General features: G+C 35.7%; 18 protein-coding genes. 3 read left to right on the forward strand and 15 right to left on the reverse strand.

Annotated features, from left to right (window positions below; translation table 11 throughout):
* The first annotated feature begins 16 nt into the window (after window positions 1-16).
* Window positions 17-724: an MBL fold metallo-hydrolase gene (locus tag Bccel_RS15520; RefSeq protein WP_036938996.1), complete on the forward strand. Its 708-nt coding sequence runs from the start codon at window positions 17-19 to the stop codon at window positions 722-724.
* A gap of 56 nt (window positions 725-780) precedes the next feature.
* Here the strand turns inward: Bccel_RS15520 and Bccel_RS28995 are convergent, their stop codons facing one another.
* The 8 genes from Bccel_RS28995 to Bccel_RS15555 all read right to left on the reverse strand — a co-directional run bounded on the left by Bccel_RS28995 (window position 781) and on the right by Bccel_RS15555 (window position 7,751).
* Complete coding sequence (locus Bccel_RS28995; RefSeq protein ID WP_081926816.1) at window positions 781-924, reverse strand: FeoB-associated Cys-rich membrane protein; 144 nt, start codon at window positions 922-924, stop codon at window positions 781-783.
* 84 nt (window positions 925-1,008) lie between these two features.
* A complete protein-coding gene (feoB, locus tag Bccel_RS15525; RefSeq protein WP_476748362.1) occupies window positions 1,009-3,084 on the reverse strand; it encodes a ferrous iron transport protein B in 2,076 nt (691 codons plus the stop codon).
* A gap of 50 nt (window positions 3,085-3,134) precedes the next feature.
* Window positions 3,135-3,392, reverse strand: coding sequence for a FeoA family protein (locus tag Bccel_RS15530; protein ID WP_036938997.1), 258 nt, complete (start codon window positions 3,390-3,392; stop codon window positions 3,135-3,137).
* 39 nt (window positions 3,393-3,431) lie between these two features.
* The gene (locus Bccel_RS15535; RefSeq protein ID WP_050753525.1) at window positions 3,432-3,857 is read right to left on the reverse strand and encodes a metal-dependent transcriptional regulator; all 426 of its coding nucleotides are present in this window, start codon (window positions 3,855-3,857) and stop codon (window positions 3,432-3,434) included.
* Between the two features lie 139 nt (window positions 3,858-3,996).
* On the reverse strand, window positions 3,997-4,926 hold the full coding sequence (locus Bccel_RS15540) for a helix-turn-helix transcriptional regulator (protein ID WP_036939000.1): 930 nt from the start codon (window positions 4,924-4,926) through the stop codon (window positions 3,997-3,999).
* Between the two features lie 81 nt (window positions 4,927-5,007).
* Window positions 5,008-5,775 (reverse strand): DNA-processing protein DprA, encoded by a 768-nt coding sequence (locus Bccel_RS15545; RefSeq protein ID WP_051983527.1) that lies wholly within the window; start codon window positions 5,773-5,775, stop codon window positions 5,008-5,010.
* 355 nt (window positions 5,776-6,130) lie between these two features.
* The gene (locus Bccel_RS15550) at window positions 6,131-6,370 is read right to left on the reverse strand and encodes a hypothetical protein (protein ID WP_036939002.1); all 240 of its coding nucleotides are present in this window, start codon (window positions 6,368-6,370) and stop codon (window positions 6,131-6,133) included.
* 109 nt (window positions 6,371-6,479) lie between these two features.
* Window positions 6,480-7,751 carry a hypothetical protein gene (locus tag Bccel_RS15555; RefSeq protein ID WP_036939004.1) on the reverse strand — a complete coding sequence of 424 codons (1,272 nt, stop codon included), beginning with the start codon at window positions 7,749-7,751 and terminating at the stop codon, window positions 6,480-6,482.
* A 215-nt stretch (window positions 7,752-7,966) separates the two neighbouring features.
* Here Bccel_RS15555 and Bccel_RS15560 point away from each other — a divergent pair, with 215 nt between their 5' ends.
* Together Bccel_RS15560 and Bccel_RS15565 are read left to right on the forward strand one after the other, a co-directional pair.
* Entirely contained in the window at window positions 7,967-8,323 is a 357-nt protein-coding gene (locus tag Bccel_RS15560) for a DUF2512 family protein (RefSeq protein WP_036939005.1), read from the forward strand.
* 212 nt (window positions 8,324-8,535) lie between these two features.
* Window positions 8,536-9,735: an iron-containing alcohol dehydrogenase gene (locus Bccel_RS15565; RefSeq protein WP_036939007.1), complete on the forward strand. Its 1,200-nt coding sequence runs from the start codon at window positions 8,536-8,538 to the stop codon at window positions 9,733-9,735.
* Window positions 9,736-9,777: 42 nt separating this feature from the next.
* Here Bccel_RS15565 and Bccel_RS15570 read toward each other — a convergent pair whose 3' ends face one another.
* From Bccel_RS15570 to pylB, 7 genes are all read right to left on the reverse strand, one after another.
* A complete protein-coding gene (locus Bccel_RS15570; protein WP_036939009.1) occupies window positions 9,778-13,179 on the reverse strand; it encodes a hypothetical protein in 3,402 nt (1,133 codons plus the stop codon).
* Window positions 13,180-13,423: 244 nt separating this feature from the next.
* Window positions 13,424-14,221 (reverse strand): helix-turn-helix domain-containing protein, encoded by a 798-nt coding sequence (locus Bccel_RS15575; RefSeq protein WP_050753527.1) that lies wholly within the window; start codon window positions 14,219-14,221, stop codon window positions 13,424-13,426.
* A gap of 11 nt (window positions 14,222-14,232) precedes the next feature.
* Window positions 14,233-15,291, reverse strand: coding sequence for a nicotinate-nucleotide--dimethylbenzimidazole phosphoribosyltransferase (cobT, locus tag Bccel_RS15580; RefSeq protein WP_036939010.1), 1,059 nt, complete (start codon window positions 15,289-15,291; stop codon window positions 14,233-14,235).
* A 25-nt stretch (window positions 15,292-15,316) separates the two neighbouring features.
* Window positions 15,317-15,673: a pyrrolysine--tRNA(Pyl) ligase small subunit gene (gene pylSn, locus Bccel_RS15585; RefSeq protein WP_081926817.1), complete on the reverse strand. Its 357-nt coding sequence runs from the start codon at window positions 15,671-15,673 to the stop codon at window positions 15,317-15,319.
* Between the two features lie 27 nt (window positions 15,674-15,700).
* The gene (gene pylD / locus Bccel_RS15590; protein ID WP_036939012.1) at window positions 15,701-16,522 is read right to left on the reverse strand and encodes a 3-methylornithyl-N6-L-lysine dehydrogenase PylD; all 822 of its coding nucleotides are present in this window, start codon (window positions 16,520-16,522) and stop codon (window positions 15,701-15,703) included.
* Window positions 16,522-17,706 (reverse strand): 3-methylornithine--L-lysine ligase PylC, encoded by a 1,185-nt coding sequence (gene pylC, locus Bccel_RS15595; RefSeq protein WP_036939014.1) that lies wholly within the window; start codon window positions 17,704-17,706, stop codon window positions 16,522-16,524. Before pylC ends, pylD begins: the two co-directional genes overlap by 1 nt.
* On the reverse strand, window positions 17,691-18,800 hold the full coding sequence (gene pylB / locus Bccel_RS15600) for a methylornithine synthase PylB (protein WP_036939016.1): 1,110 nt from the start codon (window positions 18,798-18,800) through the stop codon (window positions 17,691-17,693). Before pylB ends, pylC begins: the two co-directional genes overlap by 16 nt.
* Between the last annotated feature and the right edge of the window lie 3 nt (window positions 18,801-18,803).

Consider the following 18,803-nt stretch of genomic DNA (forward strand, 5'->3'; position numbering starts at 1 on the left):
AGGAATGGAGGTATTTATGAATCAGGAAATCATATCCATCAATTTAGGTGCTGTTAACTGCTACCTGGCTAAACAAGGCAATTCATTTATTTTGTTTGACACCGGCGGGTATATAACTTTTGACAAAGAAATAAATAATCGTTTGGAAATGCTTGAAAAAGAATTGGATAAAGCAGGGTGTAATTCTCAAAATCTTAGGCTTATTGTTCTAACCCATGGTGACTATGATCATTCAGCAAATGCAGCATATATTAAGGAAAAGTACAAGACCAAAATCGCCATGCATAAAGGTGATTTAAATTTGGTACAAAAACCAATTCTTGAGGATGTCATGAAAAGCTTTTGTTTCAGATCATTATTTCTTAAGGTACTGTTTAGGATAATGAAGAAAAAGCTTGAAAGGATAAATATTAAAATACTTGGTAATTTTAGAGGATTCAAACCTGATATTCTTTTAAATGACGGCGACACCTTGAATCAATATGGATTGGACGCAAAAATTATACATATTCCAGGACATACACCGGGCTCAATCGCCATACTAACAGAAAATGGGCAGCTTATAGCAGGAGACACATTTACCAATACTAAAAGACCAAAAGTTGCACCAAATGCACTTGATTTTCATGCTATGGACAAAAGCATTGAGTTATTATGCAAGCTTGATATAAAAACAATATACCCGGGTCACGGAAACCCCTTTAAAATGAATGAATATAAGTAATATTCAAAAATATGGTGTCTATAATGTTCAACAAACCATCAATAGACACCATATTTTTAATCAGGCTTTTTACAATTACTGCTGCACGAACTGCAACACGACCCGCATTGACCATTTTTAAAAGCCTTTCTGACTTTATACCCTATATATAATGCAGCCAAAGCACCGGCTAAAATCGGTATTAACCATGTAGAATCCATTTATATCCCCTTCTTTCTGTTAGAATAAAATCACTTGCGATTTTGCCACCTTGATTATTATCATGAAAAATCTCTAAAATCACATTATGCAAATCCTAATAATGAGCCTACCTGATATACCAGTACAGACATAACCCAGCCGAGAACCAAGCTGTACCCTATGGCAAAAAGTGTCCATGCCCACGAATTGGTCTCTCTCTTAATTGCACCTATTGTAGCTACACACGGAATGTATATAAGTGTCATAACCATGAATGAATACGCCGAAAGCGGAGTCCACATCTTAGCTATAACCGATTGAAGACCTTCATCCTGAACCCCGTAAACCACACCAAGAGTTCCAACCACCACTTCCTTTGCAACAACTCCAAACAAAAGTGCTACTGCAGCTTCCCAAGTTCCAAAACCGGCTGGTTTGAATATTGGTGATATAAAAGCACCGATCTGCCCCAACAAGCTTTCACGGCTGGCATACTCAACCCCTGCTGGTAAACTTGAAAGCACCCATACAAGCACAACTACTGCAACTATTATTGTACCGGCCTTTTTTATGAAGTCGCTTCCCCTATCCCACATATGAATAAATGTACTCTTTAACGTCGGAAACCTATATGGGGGAAGTTCCATAACAAAATGAGATGTTTCACCCTTAAAAACCAGCTTTTTAAAAACAACTCCAACTCCTATAGCTAATACTATACCCAAAAGATATAACGAAAAAATTACTATGCCCTGGTTCGCACTAAAGAAAGCACCTGTGAACAGTATATATACCGGAAGCCTTGCCGAACAGGACATAAGCGGATTGATCAATATGGAAACCAACCTGTCCCTCTTGTTTTCAAGGGTTCTTGTTGCCAAAACTCCAGGTACATTACATCCAAACCCGACAATCATGGGAATAAAAGACTTCCCATGAAGACCTAATATATGCATAAACCTGTCCATAATATAGGCCGCCCTTGCCATATATCCACTGTCCTCCAGTATTGATATTGCAAAAAACAGCAGGAATATGTTAGGCATAAATACAAGTACAGATCCTGCTCCACCTATTATACCATCAACAATAAGCGAAACAACCAGTTCCGGTGCCCCAGCCCCTTGTATCCCTCCTCTTACAAATCCACCAAACCATCCGAAGAAAGCTTCAATAAGATCGGCTAATGGATTTCCCAGGGTAAAAGTAAATTGGAAAATTCCCCACACTGCCAGAAGAAAAATGGGAATACCTAAAAACCTGTTAGTCACCACCATATCAATCTTGTCGGTAACTGTAAGCTTTTCTTCTGCAGACATTTGCCTTTTTACGGTTTCTTTTACTATACCTTTTATAAATCCATATCTCTTTTCTGCAATTACAGCTTCAATATCATCTCCCCATAAAGATTCCAGTCTCTTTACACTTTCGTTTCGGATCTTTTCAAGCTTTTCGTAAACCTTGTACTTCTTGATATTATTTTTAATACCTGCATCGTCTTCTAAAATCTTTACAGCAAGCCATCTTGTATTATACCTTTCTAAAAGGCCTGCTTCATTTTTTATCTCATCGGAAAGCTTATTTATAACTTCTTCTATTTCCTTGCCATAATTAATTATTAAAGGCTTATTATATTCACTGCCCGCAGCTTTGAAAAACAATCCCGTCAATTCATCAAGTCCTTGGCTCTTTGTTGCAATAGTTGGCAAAACTGGAACTCCAAGTATGTTTGATAATCCATTTATATCTATTTCAATATTCTTGGATTTTGCTTCATCATACATGTTAAGTGCAACAATTACTTTAGCTCCCATTTCCAAAAGCTGTGATGTAAGATACATATTTCTTTCAATATTGGTCGAATCAACTATATTAACCACAACATCAGGTTTCTCGTTTATAATATAGTCTCTGGCTACAGCTTCATCCTCCGACAAAGCCCCAAGGCTATAAGTACCAGGTAAATCAATTACCCTTATGGTATTTCCTCCTGATACATAGCTGCCTTCCTTTTTCTCAACCGTAACTCCCGGCCAATTGCCTACATGCTGCCTTGATCCTGTAAGGCTGTTAAACAAAGAGGTTTTACCTGAATTAGGGTTCCCAGCCAGTGCTAAAACATATTCTTTTGTAAGATTATTTGCCAATCCATTATTCACCATTGTATTTCCAACTCCCATTTGTTAGTCCAACCTAACTTCTAATCAAAAATATATAAATCGCTTTAATCCTATATAACTTCAACAAATATATCTGCAGCCTCAGACTTTCTAAGTCCCAGCCTGTAACCCATAACCCCAAGTACCATAGGATCTCCAAACGGTGCAAACCCCTTAACCTGAACTTCAGTGCCACTGGTAATTCCCATTTCGGTAATCCTCTTACGAATTACTCCCCTTGAAGCTACCCTGACTATCCTGGCCTTTTCACCTTTTTTCAACTCACTTAGTGATATAATATTATCATTTTTTATATTATCATTGTTCATATTACCCCTCCATTCCTTTTGACCAAATCACCTTAAATCCTAATAATCTTCACTGTCTTTTATATTGAACTCTGTACTCATATAACCATTTGTACAAAGGAAATTTGTCAATCTATCCATAGTCTGAGCACTTACTGCATGCTCCATAAGGCAAGCATCTTTTTCAGCTATATCCGCATCAACACCAAGTACCTCTACAAGAAACTGTCTTAGTTTTTTATGCCTTTGCCTTATCCTGTTTGCCATTAGCCTGCCGTCATCAGTCAGTTCCACTGGTCCATAGGTCTGCTGCCTGACCAATGACATATCCTTGAGCTTTTTAACTGTTTGATTCACACTTGCTTTGGCTATATCAAGTTTATTGGCTATATCGGTAATTCTTACGATACCCTCTTCCTCTTCCAACTCAGCTATAGCTTCAAGGTAATCCTGCATTGATGCAGACAAAGTCATATCTTTTGACATTTAAATCTCCTGTTGGATTATAAATATGTATTTGCAATCGGTATTGATAATCATTCTCAATAGAATTAGTCTTACCTAACATTTTACCGGAGAATATATTCGTTGTCAATAGGTATATGGAAAAAAACTTACCAAAAAACTACTCTGTCCTCCGATATTTTTTTAGTACATCTTCAGCCATGGCAATAATATTCTCCTTAAAGGTCAGTGGCTCTATAACCTCTACATTTCCACCAAACCCAAGCACAAAACCATACAGCCAATCACCAATCCCCATATTGAATCGAACCTTTATTTTGCCATCTTCCATAACCTCGTAGTTATCAATTCCAAAGATGTCGTCAACCGCATACGTCATAGATTTTTCAAAAAGCAATACAATTTCCGGCCCCTTGTCCCCATCAATATCACCATTTATATCAAATTTTTCAATGGAATAATCTCTCATAACAAATATCTCGTCAGTTATTTCAAGCTGTGAAATTCGTCTGAGTTTAAAGAGCCTGAAGTCATTCCTTAAAAGGCAATACCCATAAAGATACCAATTTGATTCTTTAAAAATAATTACACAAGGCTCAACTTTCCGCTCGGTAAGCTTTCCATAAGCATAATATGTAAACCTTATAATGTTTTGCAAACGGATTGCTTTCTTAATTTCATTAATTCTCAAATGCAACCTGTCATTCTTGTTCCATGATGATAAATCAATAGCAATCTCATTGCCTGCAGGCATATAATCGGAATTCTCTGTAACTCCGGAAAGTTTCTCTATCAAGAGCTTGGTCTTTTGATCCTTGTTTATGCTGTGAAGCCCTTTTAATCCTGCGAGGATAGAGAGTATTTCTTCGTTTGAAAGCACACTTTTATCTATTTTATAACCTTCAACAATTCCAAGTCCTCCATTGGCTCCCTGAAATGTTGTTATGGGTATTCCCGCACAAGATATGGCCTCAATATCTCTATAGATTGTTCTCACCGATACTTCCATTTTTTCCGCAAGTTCTTGAGCTTTAACCTTTTCTTTTCCTGATAGATACATAATAATTGCAAGCATTCTCTCTAATTTCATATAGATACCCCATTGCTTTTTTATTAATAATATTGTGACTAGTCTTTTATACTTTAATATAACTCATATTTCTTGATCAAATTACGGAAACACTCTTGCCTTGCCCTTCAAAAGCTCATAATTCCCCTCATTACTCTGATTTTGAGAAGAATAAATACAGCAATACAGTTCCTTGGCGTACTTTATTGCATAGTTTGCTGTATGCATTGTACCATCTTTCATACCTGTCTCAATAACATATACGGAACTTGACAAAGCTGCCTGGAGCCTGTCCCTCTGTATAAAAAAATACTTTTGAACGTGAACTCCCGGCATATACTCGCTTACAAGGCAGCCTCCATAAGTAATGCTCTCAGCCAGGCCGGTATTTATGCCTGGATAAATTCTGTCTATTGGTGAAGGTAATATGGCAATAGTATGTCCATTTCTTCCAAGACATGTTTTATGGGCTATTGTATCTACTCCCAACGCCAATCCGCTAACAATAACCTTTCCTCTGTCTACCAGAATTTCTGTAACCTCTTTGGCCTTTTCCTCTCCTTCAATGCTTGGATTTCTAGTGCCTACAACAGCTTCACAGCTATCTGAATATAACAGATCCTTTATTCCTTTAACAAATAGCAATACTGGTGATTCATCTATTAATCTTAAAGAAAGCGGCAATTCACTATAACCAATAATGCTTATCCCTAAGTAATTACATCTATCCATAATATATTTAGCCCGGTCCCTTGCATAAATCGGAGTTTCTACAGAAGATTTGCCCCTAATTGCCTCCAAAACTCTTTTTCTTCCAACTCCTTCAGTGCAAAGCATGGCTAATATTTCACTGTTCTCTATTTCTATCACTTCCCTAATAAATTATAAATGACAAGTGTAAGCTTATTAACACTTTTAATATATATCTAATTACAATATTTATTATAAAGCAGTTTGCACTCCTAAAACAGATAAATTTTATATTACTAATGTGTAATGAATGGATTATATATACTACAAAATGCCTTGGATACCAATGTCTATAGGGCTTGTGGTCAATACTTGAATCGTCCCCAAACCCATAAACACTATATGTTTGATTAACAAAATGCAGGGTTTCATTTTCGGAAGTTAACATAAGTATTATAGTTGACTTGCTATGTTAGGAATGCTCCCAACATAGCAAGTCTTCAGTAGGTAACAGTTATACTATAATGCAAATCTCTTAGCTACCAAACTCTATACGACCGCCGGCATTTTTAACTGATTCCAGCAAACCGCCAATATCATACTTTGAATTCTTTCCACCGAGGAAAGGCAGTCTAAGTATAATGCATATTCCACTAGGGGAGGATAACTCAATAATGTTAAGCAGATTAATTACAGCTCCTGCAGGTATAAATATGCGAAGAATTGTTCCTGGCAACTGAGGGCAAGGTGTTGTCTGTTTACATTTTTCTTCCATCAATAAACATCTCCTTACTATTTTGTTATATAATATAGTATGAATCATATAACAAGTTGGTTACCATAATGTATTAACATATATTTATTTTATAACATTAATCCGAGTACTAATATCCATATCCATTGGGATTTTTATCTTCATAACATTCATAATAATATTCATCAGTACTTTTATCTTCATAACATTTATAATAATATTCATCAGTACTTTTATCTTCACAACTTTCATAATAATACTCATCAGTACTTTTATCTTCACAACTTTCACAATAATACTCACCAGCACTTTTATCTTCACAACTTTCATAATAATATTCATCAACACTTTCGTCTTCACAACTTTCAAAACAGTATTCATCTAAACTTTTTTCTTCATAGCTTTCATTGTATTCTTCATCAGCATTTTTTTCTTCACAGCTTTCATCGCATTCTTCATCAGCATTTTTTTCTTCATAATTTTCATTCTTAGCTTCTGAAACTTTAGTAATTTTCACCATAGAATCAAGAGGAATTCCCACAGCATTCGAATTTAATACACCCAAAAAACTTGCCAAAATACCGGATGGTATCTCAATAATCTTTGGCCCATTTTCATTAACCCAATTAGAGTCATCTTTTTGGGTATCTTCTTTACTATTGTCTTCTATACCAAGCTCCCCATTATCATCAGTAGATAATAGTACCACCTGAAAACAAGGACCGCTTATATCTTCAGTTTTTCCTTCTTCGGAATTATTAGTTGTGCTATCAGATTCTGAGGTCTTTTCCAATTCATAATCGATGTTTTCTTTAATAGGTTGAGTAGTCTGCAGGCTTTCTGTAATATTTTCACTATCAATGTAATCATTTTTTGTTTCATCATCCAACTTATCATCAGAGTCTACGATTATTTGTTTTTCTTCCTCTTTTATGGTTTTACCTAATGGATTTTGAGAATCGTTTGACTGTTTTGCAAATATAGTTGCCAACAAGCTATTAGGCGACTTTTTACTGCAGTCAATATAGTTTGTTTTTCCACAATCAAAGAATTTATCAACAGGTTTAGCTGGATGTGTAAGTTTGTTATAATGATACTTATCTACAGCTTCTTCCATCCCCTCTATATCTTGTATTTCTTGTATTTCTTCTATTTCTTCTATTTCCTTTGTTTGATCTATCTCTTCTATCTCCTCGGTCTGTTCCATATCTTCTATATCTTCTATGTCTTCTGTTTGTTCTGAATTACTGTATTCATCGATAGAATCGTGTATCTGTTCCTCTTGTTCAAAATACTCTTTGAGTTTAAATGTATTAGTTTTACCGGTTTTATGCTTTGCTGAAACACAAGCTATAATAGCCATTGGTGATATCTTATTTCCATCAATGTGATTCATTTTCATTTGATAATACCTCCACTAATAAATATATGTTATTGATAAACAGTTAAGTGTACATAATTATATTATGAAATGAATAAATCATGGGTTCGTGTATATCGCCACTCTCTGTAATAAAAGTATTCACTTTATGAAATTTTGATAATGAATAAATACAGATTTAATGGTTAACATAATAATAATTTATATATGCTCAATCATTGAAAGGTGGCTTTATATTGACTGGTTTTATAATAAAACTATTTATTTGCCCTATAATATTAATAATTTCAGACGCATTATTTAATAATGTAAACTATGCAAACTTATACCAACCTATAATTATTGGCCTTATTCTTGCTGTACTTGCACATACTATGGAAGTACTTTTACTCAGAAAAGGTACATTATGGACAAGTAATGCAGTTGATTTTATAGCTTCGGTAATAATTGTTTATATTACTCAGTTTTTTTTACAAGGTGCAAAGATAACATTTTTAGGTGCTTTGTTTACTTCAGTACTTTTATCTGTCACCGAATACTTCCAACACCTGTATTTAATAAAATCTGGAAAATGGGCAAAATCAAGCAAGTAAATTTGCTGATTAAACTACTATCACAAAATCAGTATTTTCGTTTATAGCGATCATTCTATATAGCAACAAATTTATGACTCGCCATAGCTGGTGAGTCATAAACTGTTAACTTGAATATATTAGTAATTTATTATGCTTGTAATAGCTCAAAGAGTAGTATATACTTATTTATGTAAAATTATTACATTAAATACAACGAAAGGATGAAGTCTATGTGGGAAAATTCTATTAATGTTGAACAGATTTGTGAGATCAGATCGAAATCAATAGTGTATTTGGGAGTAGGTGCCATTAGCAAAATCAACGATATAGCATCAAATTTAAAAAGCAGAAATATAACCAAAATAATTGCAGTCACAGGTAAAAAAGCCTATAGATCAACAGGTGCATGGAACCATGTTGTTAAGGCATTAGAACAAAGCGGCATAGATTATACCATATATGATGGTGTAACACCAAATCCAACCACCCATCAAGTTGATGAAGCTACTAAAATGGCCATTGAATTTGGTGCACGGGCAGTAATATCAATTGGTGGCGGAAGCCCAATTGATGCTGCGAAAAGTGTTGCAATTCTGATAAACTACCCGGAAAACACAGCTCAGGAACTTTATGAATATTCATTTACACCCACTTCGGCGGTTCCACTTATAGCTATCAACCTAACCCATGGAACCGGTACAGAAATAGATAGATTTGCTGTTGTATCTATTCCTGAGAAAGAATTTAAACCATATATAGCTTATGATTTTATCTATCCTGAGTATTCCATAGATGATCCGGGACTCATGCTAAATCTTCCAGAGGATCAAACATTATATGTGACCATTGATGCATTAAACCATGTAATTGAAGCCTGTACTTCAAAAGCTGCAAGCCCATATTCCATAATGCTTGCTAAAGAAACAGCAAGGCTGATTGCAAAATACCTGCCAATAGTAAAAGAAAACCCAAAAGACTTAAAAGCAAGGTATTTCCTTACATATGCATCCATGATCGCAGGCGTATCTTTTGATAATGGTCTTCTGCACTTTACACATGCATTAGAGCACCCATTAAGTGCAATAAAGCCTGATCTGGCACATGGTTTAGGACTTTCACTCATAGTTCCGGCTGTTGTAAGACAGATATATTCTGCATCATGCCAAACCCTTGCTGATGTACTATCACCAATAATACCAGATTTAAAAGGTACAACAGATGAATCGGATAAGGTTTTTGTTGATTTGAGAAACTGGATTGAGAAAATGGGAATTACTCCAGGATTAAAGAATGCAGGTTATTCAGAAAAAGATATTGAACATTTAACCAACCTGGCTTTTGATACCCCCGGCCTTGCATCATTGCTGTCATTAGCACCGGTAGAAGCTTCCAGGACTGTGGTTAGTGACATTTATACACGTTCATTATAGTTGTAGACTGGAATTATATCGGCTGCTCAATTACCCTGAAGTCTAATGGGTATTGAGCAGCTTACTGTAATGTGTGCAAAACTCTCTTGATTTATCACTTAAACATTTATTTATTGCAATGGAAAACATTTTTGCAGCTTGTTTACGGCGATTAAGCATAAAATATGCTCTCCCGGCAGCCGCAACTCTCTCTCCTTCTTCATCTTCCCAACTAGAGCAATACGGAGAACGATTTTTTTTGATTACATTTAGGGCCTTTACTGGTGATATTTCCAGCAGAACCTCAACCCATTTTTGAATAGTCCAGTAATTCCCCTCATAACTGATACTCAATACATGATCCACAATTTTAGGCAACAATTTTCGGAGCATATCTGCCATTCCCAATTCTATAAGTGCCTGAATGTATGCATAAAAAGAATTTGAAGCCAAATTGAATTTTGTAATATATGGAAACAAAATTTCTACAAGTATCCTGCAATCTTTCATTTCAGGCAACGAAATAAAAAATGGTATTGTCCTCTCATTTAATCCTATTGGCTCAACGGCTTTTTCCATATTAGATAATAATTCACTAGCATTCCATTTAAGCAAGTTTCTTCTAAACTCTGATCCATCCTTGGCAAATGGAAATTCCTCAACCAAATCATATGGCCCGTCATCATACCATCTAGGTGCTATTAAAGTATTTACATTACCTCTTGACATTACAACCGTATTCATTTTCGCTGCAAGATCATGTACAAATTCCTTTAAGGCATCCTTGAAACCAAGTTTACTATCATTGCTGTAAGGATGAAATATCAATATTCCACCATTATCACTTATTGCAATAAGTGCACGTGCTCTTACATACCCATCCCGTGTTTTACCATATATCACCTGCTTATTTATATCAATTATATTTGAAAACACTGAGAAAAAGTTAATTCCACCAGGTGATAAACAAGTCTTAAAGTACTTGCCCATATTGAATATTTCTATAGGATCCCTTTCAATAGAAAGTATTATTTCTTCCCCATTGGAAAGTTCCTTAATTAATTTATAGTCACCGTCAATCCATGGTGATATATTAACATTGATTGACTTCATCCTTTCAAGGAATTGCCTGTTGGCATCCTCATCCCTGAAATCCCATGGCATATGAGAGGCTCTCCTCTTAAGTATCATAGTAACGATATTGCGGAAAGTATCACTAAGCTCAATGGAAGATAAAATCGTCTCATGCACATCACTTCTTTGGAGCCAGTCTGGAAACTCATTTAAACTTAAATTGAGATTAAGACATTTTCTGAACATGAAATTACTTTCTTCTTTAAACCTCTCCAATAATCCCATCATTGCAGCATGGCTAACCTTTTTTCCCAAATTATTCAGCTTCACTTCGCCCAGTTTAGCCGGGCCTTCAATTAGTCTTCTGCATAATTTATCAATACGTAGTTTCAAAAAACCTTCCTTATCTTCCCCATTACTTACCTTATTAACAAGCTCATCAATCTCTGCCTGCAGTAACTCAGCATCGGGATAGTACTTAGATAACAATCTGTCCGCAGTGTTTACAGCATTTACGTCAGAGTATGCAAGTCTCATTAGCACCTCATGCAGTTCTGCAGGATACCTGTTTATCCATGTAGTATCAGTATCAAGGGGTGGAGGTAAATCAGCAGCCTTTTCTCCAAAAAACTCCACTATACTTAGTTCCAAAGCTATTGTACACAGAACCCTTATTTGTCCTCCTGCAATAGCTTCAGCAATAAAGTTTTTATAAAAGTGATTGCTGCACATTTTTATTATAGACTTTAAGATTCTTGTAGGGTCGTAACATCTGTCAACATTAGCCAAAAGTGCCTTGGTAACACAACCAAAATTGTTATAATTTCCACCTGCTATTTCTGATGAGAGCTTTAATACATCTTTTGCAATATAGGCATCTGAAATTCCACATTTCCTCATTTCAAAGAAACAATCCAGAACTTGCTCCTCAGGTACGGCAAGGCATAATAAAACATATCTTCTTTCCTCATTTTCAATAAATTCACCAAACCTCTTATCCTGATATAACCGCCTTAACAAATTGAATATAAGTGGAACTGATTTCTGGTCTAACGCCTCATCCAGTATTTCATCATCAATGGTATAAATATAGGATCTGGATTCACCTTTAGCCTGCCATGAACTAATCACTTTTTTCCATGGGTTTATTGCCCTTTCAAAATCACCCTGGAGGTTAACAAATTTAAGGAATTCATCTATTATATTACTGATAATCTTCTGCTTTGAAATTTCACTATGTTCCATCATTTGATCCCAGTAAAACCAAAATGCTAATCGCAAAGGTACATTATCATACTCTTTCGGCAATGCACCAAGGGCTTTATACATTTTCTCATACTGACTCACTTTATCATTTTGAGACCATTTCATTATATTTTCAAAGAGAAACTTGGACTTAACTACAGGTGGTGTATTATCACCCATATTCTTAATCTTTTCTCTTATATTATTTAGTTTAATAGTTAATGGATTATGCCTGCTTAAACCACGTGGCATCCTTTTAGCCATGCTTATAACTTTATCTAACGATTCCCACCATTCCTCCCACCTATCAATAAAGCTTATGTCACAAACCAGGTTAAAAAGATCAATTGACCTCCTGGCTGTTTGGTTGTCTTGAATGGAAAGATAGTTTATCCACTTTTTAAAATCACTTCCAAATCTGGCTTTAGGAATACCTGGTACCGGATCGATGCTTTTCCTGCCAAGGGATGTATCCACAAGGTTGGAATATTGGTACCCTTGGTCCATAATTATACAGTTAACTCTTGAATGGGAAGCCCATAATAGTATTATTTTAATCCTCTTTTCACCTGTAATATTTGATAGCCGCCATAATTTTATAATAAACTCCAGCCCTTCTTGATTTCCAAAATTCTTATATATTTCATCAATATATTCATTATGATTATCCAGCCATGCCAAAACATCCTTAAAGGTTTCAGGCTTTAGGATAGTCAGCCAGGAGAAGCAGTTTATTATATTTATCATGTCTTTATTATCTCGTACTATTTTATTATGTAGTTTCTTTTCAAAATCACCAAATGAGGGATTTATTTTAGCTAGAGATTCTGGAAGTGTAGTTTCATTGTGAATGGATTGCTTAAGTAACTCAAGTAGACTCTTATTCCTATCACTCCATTTTTCCACATCCCCAACAATTTTCGGCAATGCCTTGGGAAAATCCCTTACAAGCTTATTTATTGTAAATATTGCTTTATGTATGTGTTCACGGGTTATAACAACCTCGCTCACCTCTTTTCCTTCTGGATGGGAAATCCACTTACCGTTAATGCCGGGGTAACCAATAAATAAATCAAGATCCCTTTTTATAAACATCTTTGCCCGATTTATGCCTTCTATTGATTTTTGGGGTTTAAGTGGTCTCATATATCGGCTAAGCCTCCTTGATACCAAATTATAAAAACATCCATTATAACCCAAGTATAAATTATAGGCTAGATAAGATACAGACAAAAAGTTTGCAATTTATTGTTTATGCTATTTTATTTTGAAATATATATTTATCGGGCACCTTCCTGATTTAGCATTGATAATGAAACGCTTTTGTTTTTTGGGTTGATAATTAAATATAAGGCATTATCAAATAAAACATTATAATTGGACAGTGTGCTTATACTGCTTTCTTTGATGTCCTGTAATTACTTGGACTTTGTCCTGTAATGCTTTTAAAAACTTTTGAAAAATAGCTTTGTTCTTCAAATCCAACCATTCCTGAAACATCAGTAATATTTATTCTGGGATCATCTAAAAGTTCAAAGCTTTTTTCTACTCGGAGTCTTAATATAAACTCAATAAAGCTTAATCCTGTTCCTTCTTTGAATACTCTGCAGAAATAGGACCGACTTAAAGATACATGGTCTGCTACAGTCTTCAATGAGATTTTTTTCATATAATTTTTATCTATAAAGACTATTGCTCTTCGGACTGATGTTGGAACTTTGGTTAAAGTTTTACTGTCTATCTTTTTAATGTTATTTTCTAAGCCTTTCCCCATTGCAAAAAGACTATTATACTCTATTTTATCAATATGATTTTCATACTCAAGATATTGGTCATTAATACAGAACTTACCTGGACTGATTCCTGTCTCCTGCTTAAAAACCTTTGTAAAATAGCTTTGTGTTTTAAATCCGCATTGTTTTGAAACCTCATATAGGGATAAACCGGAATCATTAAGCAATTTTTTGCTTTTCTCAATCCTTACCCTGTTTAAGTATGTAACAAAACTACAGTTTAAGTACCTTTTAAACAATGAACAAAAATATGTCTGGTTTAGAAGACAATATGATGCTGCTTCCTCAAGCAATAACTGTTTCATATAGTTCTTTTCTATGAACTCTAGTGCCTTTTTAATAGCATAACAATCCTCATCTTTTTTATATATGTTACATTTGCTTGCAGACTTCATAATAAACCACCTCACTCTAAAGGATGATACTTTTCTATTGTGGCATCATTAAAGGTTCCCATTTTAGTGTATGCTGTAACAGCCATATCGAAAATATGAAAAGCAAGAGCTGCTCCAGTTCCTTCTCCCAAACGCATTTCAAGATTCAACATAGGCTCCATACCTATATTCTCCATAATCTTTTTACTTCCAGGCTCTGCAGATCCATGTGAAGGGAAAATATAATCCTTAGCCTCAGGTTTTATATTAATAGCCACAAGTGCAGCAGCCGCCGAAATAAAACCATCAATAAGTATTGGAATACGATTTGCAGCAGCACCGAGAAAACATCCTGTAAGCCCTGCTATGTCAAGCCCCCCCACCTTCGCCAGCACATCAATGGGATCCTTTGGGTCAGGCTTATTTAGTTCTATTGCATGTTTTATTACACTTATTTTATTTAATAAAGCCTCATTGGTTAGACCTGATCCTTTTCCAACCATAATCTCTACGGGATTACCTGTAAGAACCGCTGATACAGCTGCACTGGTAGTTGTATTTCCAATCCCCATCTCACCTGTTCCAAGAAGGTTTACTCCTTTTAATTTCAATTCCTCAACAATTTCCATACCCACTTCCATTGCTTTTATAGCTTCTTTTCGTGACATGGCAGGCCCCTTTGCCATATTATCAGTTCCCATTTTTACCTTTCTGTTAATTACCCCATCACAATTTATTTCATCATCCACGCCGACATCTACCACCACAATATCAGCCCCTGCATGCTTAGTGAATACATTTATTCCTGTTATTCCTCTGGTAAAATTTCTTGTCACCGTAGAAGTAACACTTTTGGGACATGAGCTGACACCCTCTTCAACTACACCATTATCTGCACACATTATTACTACAGTTTTTTTTCTCAAACTTGGAATAACCTCTCCGGTTATGCCTGCAAGCTTCTTGATAATCCATTCAAGGCGTCCAAGGCTTCCTAACGGTTTTGTAAGATTATCAAGCCTCTCTTGTGCTTTTTCCATAGCCTCATTGTCAAGACCTTTTATGGAATTTATTGTTGTGTCAAATAACATTTGAATCTCCCCTTTTAACCTCTTACTATAATCCCGAACCCCACTTTTGATTCATAACAGTCGTTGAATACTTCTCAATCTTCCATGATGGTATCTTGCATTTTGAGCATCCTGAAGAGTACCACTTATTCCTGATCCATCTGGAAGCTCTTGAGTTTCTTGAATTGTTCACTACAAAACATTCATTACAATGGGTAATTATCTCTGCCTTTTTTCCAGTTATAACAATGGATTTAATTCCATGGAGTGTACCAGTCCGTGACGGCCAAAGCTTTATCTTTTCAACAAGTTTAAAAAAATCTACATTTTTTCTATAATACTTCTTTTTTATATTCTGGTTTATAATCTGGTTCACACCTGACTTTTCTATTTTCTTGTCCATTACATCCTTCCTCCTTCATACCTTCTTTCAAAAATCATGTAACGCATGAAAAAGCATTGTGGCCACACCTATTTCCAATACATCATGAATAATTCTGTGTGACAAACTCTCAACACAGGTGCTTTCAATTCCTAATGGAATACCTGGTGCAGCAATGATCATTCTTTCATTGACGGCAGTTTCCTTTATAATTCCGGCAGCAGGCGTTGCATCCAGTACAAAATCAAAATTTGGCAATACCTTATCCAGTTCTTTTACAATTTTAATGTTTTCTATATGTTTCTTAAGACTTTTTGCTTTTTCCTTATCAATATCATAAACTGATATTTTTGCCCCTTTCATATCGAGAAAAGCAGCAGCTCCAATGCCTACAGGTCCTGCACCAATAAGAAGCACTTCCTTATCACGGATTCCTCCAGCCACTAGATCTAAAGCAGCAGCATAACCTCTGCCCGTTGCATCACCATTATCCACCACTTTTCTTGATAATGTATTTAATGCAATAAATTTTTCATCGTCAGCAATAAATATAACGTCCGCCATTCTTTGATAAGCTTCCTCAATCCCTGAAATATCTTTTTCTGAGGTTACATATGATGAAAACCCAAGAATATTTATTATATCTTTAATCGTTTCGCAAAAGCCATTTATTACTCCATCCCCGCATGATACCGGAACTACTGCAATGTGAGAGTTAACTTTGTAACTGTTATAATACTTTTCATAGATACCTGTTGCATGTAGAGCAATCCCCGCAAGATCGGTTCCGGTCTTAGTTATTAATTCCTTATTATATGACATTAGGTTTTTCGAAACTTCACAAATATCCTTTTCCTTCAATAATGTCATTACTTCACCTTCCTTCTTAAATTATTGAACCCGATAGGAGTTTTGTCAATATATGCAGTTAAACCCATCTTGTTCATAATACTACTTATGGTACTGCTTCTATTTTTTAATGCATTATCTATATCATCTCCTAATATTATAAGGGTTGCAGCCCAGTTTGTTTTGCCTTCATCATAGTCAGTAAGTGCCTCATGGGCACCGAAAAAATCCTTTATAAGCTTTAGGTTGACAGTACATGACATAATATGTTCACCACACACCTCAAGGCTGTCTTTAGTTACTTTAACATGTTCATAAATAACTGTTTTTTCTTTACGTCTGCTGATTCCTATACTCATTCCTCCTTTTGAAAAAGACTTCCATAATACTTCAAGGAGATTTGTCCCTGTTGAATTGTATACAGCTGTAGGAGTCTGGCTTGGAAGCCTCGCATCAATTTCAAGTACCTTCAGTATGTTATCATGATAAATAACTTCAACATCAAAAATCCCGGTCATATCTAGATGCTGTGCAATTTTAAGAGAAATTTGTTTAAATTCATTTTCTTTTTCCTTTGTTATTTCTGCTGGAGCAATCACTCTCTTACAGTCAAATCCTTTATCCATTTCAAGCTCTGTTACCTGAAAGGTCTGCACCTTTCCATTAAAGCATATCACCTCAATAGAATATGACGGTCCTTCTATAAATTCCTGTATAACCCATTCACTATCCGCATCCATAGCCTCTAAGTGCTTTTTAAATTCATCCTCACAGTTAATTCTGGTTACTCCCTTGCTGCCGCTGGCTGATGACGGTTTAAATATAACAGGAAATCTACACTGGGGCCATTTGTGAGGTATCGGTATACCTATTTTATTAAACAGCCTGTCTGACATCAGTTTGGAAGAAGATATTCCATAAGCCTTCTTATCATAGAGCAGTGGCTTACCTGCTTTTTCTGCACATATCCGGATATTCTCAAGTGCCGTATCATCCTCAAGGGCCGGAACTATAAAGTCAACCCTTCCAAAAACCTTTAAAAGCTCCTCAGAATCATTAGTATCAGTTACAGCAAACTCATCGCAAAGCAAACCCGCCGGAACATTTTCATTACGGTCAACAAGTACAACCTCCCAACCTGCCTTTTTGGCCAGATAGGACGCCTCAACACCTTGAAGCTTTCCCCCTACTACAGCAACCCGCATACCAAACCTCCACCGTTTAAACAGTTAACCGGCTCCAAATTATTATGCCTTTTATTAATAAATTCCCTGTACTCTGATAAAGCAGCCGGAGCTAATCCACAATCTATAAGCAGTGGCTCTATTCCTTTTACAGTCCTGTTCCCTTCATCTATATCCAATATACTTTGGGAAACACCCATAAGCCCTGATTTGGGAGGAATAAGTGAAGTAACAACATTTGCCCCAGCTTCAAGTCTTTCCCTTAAACCCACTATTCCCTCAACATCTAAAGACGCTGGAATGAGCCTGTCCGGGAACATTATCCGCATAACTGCAATCATATTGAGTTCTAACTTATCACTTCCTTTTAAAGCTTTATACATTGGCGTTCCATGCTGGGGCACAAAGGTCATAACCCTAATTTGGTCAGCATCAATGCTTTTCATCTTAAAAAGAGAATCTGCTGCATCTTTTACTCCGTCCCCTACTCCCAATAAAAGCCCCTCTTCTACCAGCAGCCCCGCTTCCTTTGCATGTACCTTGGATATCCATCTGTCATCATAGTTTTGATTAATCCTCAAAGCTTTATATAGAAGCCTGTTATGTGTCTCCTGATAGCAGGCATACCATGTTGCTCCCGAATTTCGAAGCTTTTTAAGTGTATCCCTGTTAACAACACCTGGTGAAACCATAACAGGTAACTTTACACTATCACTTACTGCTTTAACTAATTGAATCAACTTATCTGAGCCATCCATAAGATATTCAGGGTCTTCACCCATAGTCAGATCGATTAAGTGAGCACCTGATTGTTCCAAATCATATGCTGCCTGCATAATTTCCTCATCACTCTTACGATACCTTCTGCAATAGCTATTGGATTTTCTGTAATAGCAGAATGTACAATCGTTTCTGCAATAAGTTGAAAAATATACAAACCCGTACATAAACACTTTGTCCGAAAAATATCTTGTTCTCATCTCTTTTGCTGCGTCAAACAGTTTTTTTCTATCATCTTCCTTATCAATACCTATAAGGTACTGAACCTCTTCCTTTGAAAGAGACTCCTCATCCAATGCCCTTTTTAATATATTGTTAATATTTAATGAGACCATATC

It is taken from the genome of Pseudobacteroides cellulosolvens ATCC 35603 = DSM 2933, assembly GCF_001262605.1.
Lineage (GTDB): Bacteria > Bacillota > Clostridia > Acetivibrionales > DSM-2933 > Pseudobacteroides > Pseudobacteroides cellulosolvens.